This window comes from Emticicia sp. C21 (genome assembly GCF_003418935.1).
GTDB lineage: Bacteria > Bacteroidota > Bacteroidia > Cytophagales > Spirosomataceae > Emticicia.
The window spans coordinates 23,133-29,569 of sequence record NZ_QVMT01000025.1 but is presented as its reverse complement, the minus strand read 5'-3'; the positions used below and the strand labels follow the sequence as shown (position 1 = coordinate 29,569).

Genomic DNA, 6,437 nt, shown 5'->3' with positions numbered 1-6,437 from the left:
GGGAATCTTAAATTAGGAACATTAGTGATTTTTTTTGATATTTTTGCCATAATAGGCAAAAATATTCAATATAAATAATATCCCAAAGTTTTTTGATTAAGGATTTTAAAACTTAAAAAACAAGCCCCAACTCTTTTAAATAGACATTTATCTGCTGATCTAACTCAGCTCGTTTGGCCTCAAGTAATTTGATTTCACTCATAACCGCTTGTATATCTATTTCTTCTTCTTCCTCAAAAGATTCTACATAGCGAGGGATATTGAGGTTATAATCATTTTCTGCGATTTCGCCTAAGGAAGCTCTATAGCTGTATTTTTCAATAACAGTTCTATTTCGATAAGTCTCAACAATTTTTTCAATGTGTTCTTCCCGTAATACATTCTGATTTTTCATTTTATCAAATTCCTTACTGGCATCGATAAAAAGAATATCGTCTGGTGTTTCCCGACACTTTTTGAAGACTAAAATACAGGTTGGAATACTGGTGCCATAGAAGATATTAGCAGGCAAACCAATAACAGCATCTAGGTAATTTTTTTGTTCAATCAGATATCTACGTATCTGTAATTCTGCCGCACCCCGAAACAAAACGCCATGTGGTAAAACGATAGCCATTATTCCATTTTCAGCCAGATGGTAAACCATATGCTGTACAAAAGCAAAATCTGCTTTACTTGCCGGTGCTAGTTTCCCGTACTGACTGAAACGTTCATCACTCATAAACAAGGGGTTGGCACTCCAAACAGCCGAAAAGGGAGGATTAGCAACAATAGCCTCCGCTTGCAAGCCAAGGTGTTGAGGATGCTCTAAAGTATCTTCCTGTTTTATATCAAACTTTCTATAGTGCACCCCATGCAATATCATGTTCATACGAGCCAGGTTATACGTCGTTCGATTCATTTCCTGTCCGTAGAAATTATTGACATCTTTTACCTCTCTGGCTACCCGCAGCAATAATGAGCCAGAACCACACGTAGGGTCATAAACTGACTTAAGCTTATTTTTTTCTGTAGTTACAATTTTTGCCAGAATTTTAGAAACTGTTTGAGGCGTATAAAATTCGCCAGCTTTTTTACCAGCACCACTGGCAAATTGTCCAATTAAATATTCATAAGCATCTCCCAACACATCTAATTCAGTATGTTCCAATTTAAAGTCAATCTCATCCAGATGCACCAATACCTTTGCAATAATAGCGTTTCTTGCCTCAGGCGTTTTGCCCAGTTTAGTGCTGTTAAGGTCCATATCTTCGAAAAGATTATCGAAATCTTCCTCACTTTGAGTCCCCATAGTACTCAACTGAATATTGGTCAATATCTTTTGAAGATCTTCAAGAATGAAAATATTCGTTTCCCCTCTTTTAGCAATTTCACTAAACAGCTCGGATGGCTTTAAGAAATATCCTAAAGTCTCAACAGCTTCTTCTTTTATTGCCTCTATATAGCTTTGTCCTTCTTCTGTATTTTCATCGATTTCTCGGAATTCAATTTTATCCTGCTCTAAAATGGAATTAGCATAGATTTCCATCTTTTCGGCCAGATACTTATAGAAGATAAACCCAAGAATATAATCACGAAATTCATCTGCATCCATTTTGCCTCTTAACGTGTTCGCGATATTCCACAGCTGTTGCTCTAAAACTTTTTTATGCTCTTCTGACATCTTATTAAAAATAAACTATCCTTAATGAAATTAATTAAGGATTTGATTTTAAAAAACTGCAATAGTAATGCTTTTTGTTAATATATATTATTTTGGAGGGAGAATATTTCTATAAGGTATGCGTTCTTAAATCTTCAAAACAAATTTAATGAAGTAATTACAGTAAAAAGCGTAAAAATTAAAATTTATATCGAATAACAAAGTCATTAATTATTGGAAACTATCTTTTCACGAAAATATTTCAACTCCAATTCTGCTTTTTCTTTTTCAAGTGAAATTTTTTCAATTTCTAAGTTTAATTTTTCAATTTGCAATTGGAGTTTTTCATTCTCATGTTGCAATTCACGGGCATCATAATTATTAGTTTGATGAACATTATCTGATAATACACCAATCGGGCCACTGCACTGGTCAAAAAAATTATTGACTTTATCACTAAAGCCTAAAATATCATCAGGAGATACCCCAAATTTTTCAGCAATTTGTTGGAGTCGTTCTTCTGAAACCTTTGTCTTTCCTCTCTCTATATTGCCATAGGCTAAAATACTAATATCCAGCATTTCTGCCATATTTTCCTGAGAAAGACCTTTCAAAAGTCTAATGCCTCTGATTTTTGCGCCTGTGTGCATATTAATAATAAATATATAGTTTAACTATACAAAATCTATATTGATGAACAAAAATAATAAAAATAAAACCTTTTATTGTTACTTTCGCTACCAATTCTAAAATAAAAAACATCAACTCCTCTAACTATTTTTATGCTTTGCCAATGAAAGAATAAGTTATTATCTAAGTTTGCGCAAGCATCTGAATTTTAGGGTATTCCGAGCTTATACAAATTCGGATAAACACTCATTATATCTTCTTCGGTAATCTCAAGTAATCCAAGATATTTATAAAATACTTCCTGAATGCTCTGGTCAGTCCATCTGTCCCGTTCATAATCATTGGTCGTTGGTATCTGCCATTGGTTAAACAAAGTCGCCAGTTCCTTGTAACCAATAGGCTTCTCACAAAAATACCTGGTTCTGGCAATTCTGTCGCCAATCAGAATGATATAATGGTTATCCATCCAGTGTTTCATATACAAAGCACCTGGATAATGGCCTGACTGATAGAGCATATTTTGTATGTTCATCTATCCCCCCTCGATTGGTGTCAGGGAGTTGGAAAGCCGATTTCATAGAATGGCTACCCGAATCTTTACCCTTGCAGGCTGAACATACATCCGGGTCTCCCCGACAAATTGAGGAGTGAGGTTTCGATCACAAACCGCTATGAAATCAGGGTTTCCACACCCTAAAGCCTTTAAAGGCTACCTGGGTATCATACAATCTTGTACCCAAAAAGGCAATCCAGTGGTGGGATTTAACTATTTGATAGCTTTTTAATGTATCCTTATGATTGACCCCTGATCATAAGGCACGTTTCATGTTTTTGCGAAAAATACCCTTTTTGCTGTCTATCGCTTTGTTAAGTGCCTGTCTGCCGGATGAGGGGGATGTCTCTGCCAGATACAATGCCATCAATCAACGGGCGCACATCGAAAATATGGCCGGAAGTCTGTCTACCTCTGCACAGAATTTATCTGCCTATCTGGTCGCTTCTCAAATGAAACGCAAAACCCCTTTGTCTGATGATGACAAAATTATCTCTGATAAACCCACCGATTTTACCGTTCAGAATAATGCTAAACCTGTCCCGCCTACAGGTGTACATGTCAGTTCTTGCGGCAAATACGGAGCCATAGCCTATTTCACCCAAAAGCCTGCCGGAGTAGCCAGCCTCAAGCAACAAGGCCATATAATGGCTGCCTCCTTAGTGAGTAGATTTGGCAATGATGCCGTTGGCACGAAAAATGCCAATGGCATTCAGTTACCCAAGAAAGGTTTGACATTAGGTTGTACCGTTGGAGATGATATTCAGGAGGGTTCACCCATCTTTGTAACCGGATTTCTTGCGCCTGATGGCCTGGACGGTTTACCTGATCCAAAGAAAACGACACAACCTACTTTTCCCTGCCTTGCCCTAACGGAACAGACGGGGTAATCAAGCGGGAACAAATTTGTCAACTCAAATTTACAGACAATGAAACCACTACTGAAACAGGAACCATTACAATTGGCAATGCTACCAATGACATCCAAAGGCTGAACAAGTCATGGGCATGTACGCCTGATTTATCAGCATCTTTACCACCTCCCACCGCTCAGGAAATTAGCACTTACTGCTGTGATCCCAGCCAGGATATTGTCAAACCTGCCGATGAGGTAATTGAACTGCAAATCCCTAGTTTAAAACAGGAATTGGAAAACAATGGGCCGGGTTATTACACGTTCTTTTGCCGAAAAAATAAGGATGGTTCTAATAACTGTGATGCAGAAGCTTATCACCCTGAACCTAAAACATTCCTGAAATGTGATAAAGACCTGCCACCACCACGCTTTACCATCAATCCGTATTCTCCACTCCAATTAAATGCGAATGGCGACTTGTTAGGAAATGAGAGTGAAATTCGGGATTGCGGGCGAGGGTGGCACGGCAAAATGACAGCCCGTTATTTGGCACGTCGTTGTCAGTTAATGCAAGTCAAAGATGGTGTTACTACCGCTTTATCTACAGCACAGACCATTTACAGGATTGGTTATGCACAGGCACAATGCGAGACGGATATAATAACCACAGTAGCCTGTCCCGATCCATCACAATTACCGGGATCTGATTCAAGCCGACGTATACCAGTCACACGTCATGTCCGCATGTTAAAACCTGTGGCTTTGGATTGGAGTGAAAACAAACCCGGCCCGGCGGCATGGGATACCAGTAGAATAGCCACGACAGATAGCCGCCCGGAGGTTTTACTGACAGCAGCTACAACAGCAGCCAATAAGCCACAGGCCGTTGTACCATTGATTACCCGTGCGCAACTGGATTCTCATACCGATACAGATTCATGGTCAGAAGCTTTGGCAGATGCCATGTATAATGCTGATAACGATTCTATCGAAAGAAAGATTACTTCCTGTAATAATGCTGGTGATCCGTGTGGCGTTGCCATGCCGCAAAAGGGTATTGAGATATGGGTGGAGGGTGAACGTCGTCTATGGCCCTATTTGGGAGATGCTTTTAATATGAGAAATCTTACCTGTTCAGTAGCACCGCATGAAAGATGCAATCCTATTCTGGGTGAAACGCAGTCAATGTGTAGCGGAGAATGTGGGCCGTCACAGGTTAATAATGATCTTTATGTCAGTGGGGGTAATTTTGAGGAGCTGATAAATTCATATTTTTCATACGTTGAAACACCATTACCCGCTGGTAATGCCATTTTGAGAGTGGCCCCAGCGACAACTGTTCCTTTATTTAATGATCCAAATGCACTGTGTGATTTAGCTTCAACGGACATATCGAATTTAATGATTTTTGGAACTTATAAGGAAGATCAGGCTTCTTTTGGTGGAGTTAGAGAATGTCCAGGATTACCAGGCAAAACCTATACGGACTCACGGGATATGTTTGATGATGCCATTAATGCGTATTTAGCAAGAGGCGGGAATTTGATGATCTTTACTGATCATGTCAAGATGGGGAATGAAAATGTACCTTTCTTTATTGAAGACATAAGTGCAAATATCTTTAGACCGGATGGTAAGGTAACAACGACGTTACAAAACTGGTTGACAGATGCCCCCCCTCCTGGGGACCCATGCACAGTTATTCCAAAGGGATAAAAATTATTTATCAAAAAAACGGGCTGAAGAAATTCAGCCCGTTTTTTAATTTTGGTTTATTACCTGCTTTACTTGTTTTCAAGCTTGTAAAAAGAATTTGCACTTACTGTTGCAGGCTTTTCAAGGGACATAAAACTAAAACTTGCAAAGAAATCAGTATTTTCAACACTGTTTTTCAAGAAGTTATTATAAATAGCTGGTGTTGTGAATGTCTTACCTAAAAATCTAACGCCTTTTTCTGGAGCCAATATGCTCGCTTCTTTTGGATGATAATGTGTTTCAGTTGTCAAAGTTCCGCCATCAGGTTTAGCGGCTGTTTTATAAACAACAAATTCTTTTAGTTCGCGATCATCTGCTGCGCGATAAGCGATAACACGCTTATTCTTATCTTTAGGAACTAGAGCGTTTGCATTATATGCGATATTTGTTGTGTCGTAACTCATTTTAAATTTAATCATATCCGCTGTCGAAGCGCCTGTTGCAACACGCGAAGCATCTTGCCCGGTGACAGAAGCATCCATTCCATTCGCAACAGTTCCATCTATTTTACGGATAGAGACTGGAGTAAAAAAGTTAGAAGAAGCATCACTGACTTTGATATTGATACCAACATCATAGACATGCTCAACTTTGGTTTCATTTACACGTGTGGTCTGACCACCACCTGGATTAATAGGATCATCCTTGCTACAGCTAAAGTTTAAAGTAGCAAAGGCAGTAGTTGCCAGAGCAACAAGTTTACGACCACTGCGTTTGAAATCCTTGAGCGTTGCCATCACGTTCCTCCTTGTGTTGACGTGTATAGTATAGCAGAAAAAGTCTTTCTTCTCAAAGAATTTTGCAAGAAATTGTGCAAGGTATATCATGGGACTATTAAGTGTTTGTTTTGAAACAAATTAATATTCATTAAATTAAACCACTGATTATAAGCTTATTTCTCCTTTAACCATCTGATCTTTGAGTCCAGCCTTGAAAGTGATTCGTTTTCACCTGCAATTTATAAACTTATGTGCTTGCTGCTTTTTGGAGCCGATATAGAA

The 6,437-nt window shown here is 38.7% G+C and carries 6 protein-coding genes; 2 read left to right on the top strand and 4 right to left on the bottom strand.

From position 1 onward, the window contains the following. Positions 1–112: 112 nt before the first annotated feature. The 3 genes from D0T08_RS27220 to D0T08_RS27210 form a co-directional block, all read right to left on the bottom strand. A complete protein-coding gene (locus D0T08_RS27220; protein WP_116985917.1) occupies positions 113–1,663 on the bottom strand; it encodes a type I restriction-modification system subunit M in 1,551 nt (516 codons plus the stop codon). 206 nt (positions 1,664–1,869) lie between these two features. Further along, the gene (locus D0T08_RS27215) at positions 1,870–2,232 is read right to left on the bottom strand and encodes a helix-turn-helix transcriptional regulator (protein WP_229239069.1); all 363 of its coding nucleotides are present in this window, start codon (positions 2,230–2,232) and stop codon (positions 1,870–1,872) included. Between the two features lie 248 nt (positions 2,233–2,480). Further along, positions 2,481–2,804, bottom strand: coding sequence for a hypothetical protein (locus tag D0T08_RS27210; RefSeq protein ID WP_147322861.1), 324 nt, complete (start codon positions 2,802–2,804; stop codon positions 2,481–2,483). Between the two features lie 293 nt (positions 2,805–3,097). On the opposite strand from D0T08_RS27210, the gene D0T08_RS27205 reads away from it, so the two are divergent. Further along, entirely contained in the window at positions 3,098–3,715 is a 618-nt protein-coding gene (locus D0T08_RS27205) for a hypothetical protein (protein WP_116985914.1), read from the top strand. 512 nt (positions 3,716–4,227) lie between these two features. After that, positions 4,228–5,397: a hypothetical protein gene (locus D0T08_RS27200; protein WP_147322860.1), complete on the top strand. Its 1,170-nt coding sequence runs from the start codon at positions 4,228–4,230 to the stop codon at positions 5,395–5,397. A 68-nt stretch (positions 5,398–5,465) separates the two neighbouring features. Here the strand turns inward: D0T08_RS27200 and D0T08_RS27195 are convergent, their stop codons facing one another. Continuing rightward, positions 5,466–6,173, bottom strand: coding sequence for a hypothetical protein (locus D0T08_RS27195; protein WP_147322859.1), 708 nt, complete (start codon positions 6,171–6,173; stop codon positions 5,466–5,468). Positions 6,174–6,437: the final 264 nt, after the last annotated feature.

What these genes read in the sequence shown, in the direction of transcription:
- D0T08_RS27220 (WP_116985917.1), bottom strand. Translation starts at nt 1,663, where the DNA reads ATGTCAGAAGAGCATAAAAAAGTTTTAGAGCAACAGCTGTGGAATATC.
- D0T08_RS27215 (WP_229239069.1), bottom strand. Translation starts at nt 2,232, where the DNA reads ATGGCAGAAATGCTGGATATTAGTATTTTAGCCTATGGCAATATAGAG.
- D0T08_RS27210 (WP_147322861.1), bottom strand. Translation starts at nt 2,804, where the DNA reads ATGAACATACAAAATATGCTCTATCAGTCAGGCCATTATCCAGGTGCT.
- D0T08_RS27205 (WP_116985914.1), top strand. Translation starts at nt 3,098, where the DNA reads ATGTTTTTGCGAAAAATACCCTTTTTGCTGTCTATCGCTTTGTTAAGT.
- D0T08_RS27195 (WP_147322859.1), bottom strand. Translation starts at nt 6,173, where the DNA reads ATGGCAACGCTCAAGGATTTCAAACGCAGTGGTCGTAAACTTGTTGCT.